Raw genomic sequence first — 2,456 nt, forward strand, 5'->3', positions numbered from 1 at the left:
GGTGGATCAACCTTCTTGTCATCGGACCCGTCTGTGAAGGCGGAAGCTGCAACGGCCACAATGTCATCCAGGCCGAAGCCAAGCTCTAACCTCGACGTTTCGTCCGGCTGGCTTGTGAATAGGTGCGGTTACAGAGGAAGGCCCTCCTGACCTGGGACAATGCGGATTGTCGAGATTCGCGTTATCCGGCCAGGAGGGCCACCTTGAGGGTGAAGCGTAGCAAGGCGCGTGGACGGTTCGACGTCACCGCCGCCGGGCGGGGCATGACCGGCCGGTCGGGCACCGCGCTGCTGGCGGAGACCGCCGACCGCATCGGGCTGACCGTCGGGTTGTCGACCGCGGTGGGCCGGTGTCGGTCGTGGCACCGGCATGACCCGGGCAAGGTCGTGCGCGACCTGGTCGTGTTGCTCGCCGACGGCGGCGACGCGCTGCGCCACCTGGCCGTGCTCGACGGCCAGCCCGACCTGTTCGGCGAGGTGGCATCGCCGGCGACGGCCAACCGCACGATCGTGGCGCTCGCTCGGCCCGTTCCGGGATCTCGCTGCGCGTGCGTCTCCGGCGCTGCAGGACGCCCTCGCGTCCGATGCGCCTCCGCACCGACAGCGTTCCGTCCTGCTTGAGGAGCTGCAGGCGGCGTCAACACCAACGGTGCTTGTGCTGGAGAACGTCCATTCGGCTGACGAGGCCACCCTCGACGCGATCACCGTGCTCGAGCGCCGATGGTGCCCGAGGAGCCGGTGCCCATGCTGTCGCGCGATCAGCTGCGGGCGCTGCTGGTGGCATGTAAGGGGTCGGGGTTCTTTCCGTTCCGCCCGTTCGGGCCGATCAGAAGGGACAGAGTGCGTCGTTGCCGGCGGCTATTCCGCGCCAGTCGGTGACTGCGCCGGACCGAGCGACGCCGCCTTGCGCATGATCTCCATCGACTCCTCGACCGTCAGCAGCTGTGTGGTTCGGATCGAGCGGATGTGGCCGGCCGCCGTCCCGGCAACCGACACGGCGCCGGCAGTCAGATTGTCGGGTGCCTCGAACACGAACACGATGTCATTCTCCCCGAACGCGAACCACAGGTCGACAAGGCGCCCGCCCGCCGTGTCGATCAGCGCCCCGATCGCCACGCGACGATCCTCCGGATGCTGGACCAGCTTACGCCACGCTTCGGCAGTGTAGGTCGCCTGGACCATGTAGCTCGGCATCACCGTCTCCCGCTGTCGGTTGTCGCTGTCTCGCCCGCGGCCCGACAGTACCAGCAGATGCAAACCGCTCGACCGGGACGAAGCAGGTGACGACAGCGAAGACGATGCGTGCCCGACATGACGCGTCATCCAAACGATCCTCATTGACTCCGTCGGCCGGGCTTCCGCGGCGCGGCGGGACCGTGGCTGACCCCACCGCCGTCGCCATCGCCAATGGTCACGGTACGGGTCGCATCATGGTCCACGTCCTCTTCAGCGCGTTGAATGATGCCGACGGCGTCGCTGACCGTCCGGCGGTCCCGCTCTAGACGCTATGGAGCCAGCGGACCGGTTGAGCTCCGGTTGAAAGGGGTGTTGACCGGTCGGCACCCCGCGCATGAAGTGTGCGTGAGAATGACCGGTCCGAGGATGGGCCTCGGGCCGGGTACCCCAGTCATGGGAGGTGCCGACCATGGTGCATAGTGTGATCTTTGCCGGCCTCGACGTCCATGCTGCCCAGACCCACGCGGCGCTGGAAGCTGCGACCGGGGAGCTGTCGGTGACCAGACTTGCGGGCGGAACCGACCCGGCGGTGGCGTGGCTGCGCCGCCCGGGCCCCGGGCGTGCGAGCCGTCTATGAGGCCGGCCCCGCCGCCGTCGCCCGCGCCTGGCTCGGCGGCCGACCGTGCCCTGCCCGCCGCGATCCGCCCCGACGCGGCCTACGCCAACCGGCGTGACGTGCTCACGGCGCCGGATCCCTCCTCCGGGGACGATGACCGCGCGCGGTGCCGCGACGGTGCTTGCCGCGCTCCTGGACGACGGCGTCGGCGGCGGGGGGTGTCGCGTCAGCGGCTCCGACAGCGGGCCGCGATCACCTTCACGGGCCACGACGAGGTCATGGGAATGGATGCGACGTGGGCGTACGGCTACGCCCCGGTCCGACCAGGTCACGACGGCGGACGCCCCGGTTCGACGTTTGGGATGGTCGGGATGAACGGTTCAGTCGCCTACGCCGACATCGAGACCGGCGTCGCCGCCGCGGTCATGCGCAACCGGTTCGATCCCACCGAGCTCACCACCGCAGCCGCTGCCGACGACCTGATTGCCGACGCCTGCCGATCCGACGACGCCCCGAGCGTCCTGACCACTGAGGAGCACCGATGACTGCCATGCACGCAGCACTCGACGAGCGCTTCAGCGATCCAGGCACACGGGCGCTGCCATGGACCGACGTCGAGCACGTCCTGACGAGCGCGGAGCTGTTCTGGGTCACCACCGTTCGCC

At 69.1% G+C, this 2,456-nt stretch carries 3 protein-coding genes; 2 read left to right on the forward strand and 1 reads right to left on the reverse strand.

Annotation, left to right across the window (positions count from 1 at the left end; all coding sequences use genetic code 11):
• The first annotated feature begins 203 nt into the window (after positions 1–203).
• Positions 204–620: a hypothetical protein gene (locus tag VFZ70_08870; protein ID HEX6255908.1), complete on the forward strand. Its 417-nt coding sequence runs from the start codon at positions 204–206 to the stop codon at positions 618–620.
• 237 nt (positions 621–857) lie between these two features.
• On the opposite strand, the gene VFZ70_08875 is transcribed toward VFZ70_08870, so the two are convergent.
• Positions 858–1,322 carry a GYD domain-containing protein gene (locus VFZ70_08875; protein ID HEX6255909.1) on the reverse strand — a complete coding sequence of 155 codons (465 nt, stop codon included), beginning with the start codon at positions 1,320–1,322 and terminating at the stop codon, positions 858–860.
• An 840-nt stretch (positions 1,323–2,162) separates the two neighbouring features.
• On the opposite strand from VFZ70_08875, the gene VFZ70_08880 reads away from it, so the two are divergent.
• Complete coding sequence (locus VFZ70_08880) at positions 2,163–2,336, forward strand: hypothetical protein (protein ID HEX6255910.1); 174 nt, start codon at positions 2,163–2,165, stop codon at positions 2,334–2,336.
• The last annotated feature ends 120 nt before the right edge of the window (positions 2,337–2,456 follow it).

This window comes from Euzebyales bacterium (genome assembly GCA_036374135.1).
GTDB lineage: Bacteria > Actinomycetota > Nitriliruptoria > Euzebyales > JAHELV01 > JAHELV01.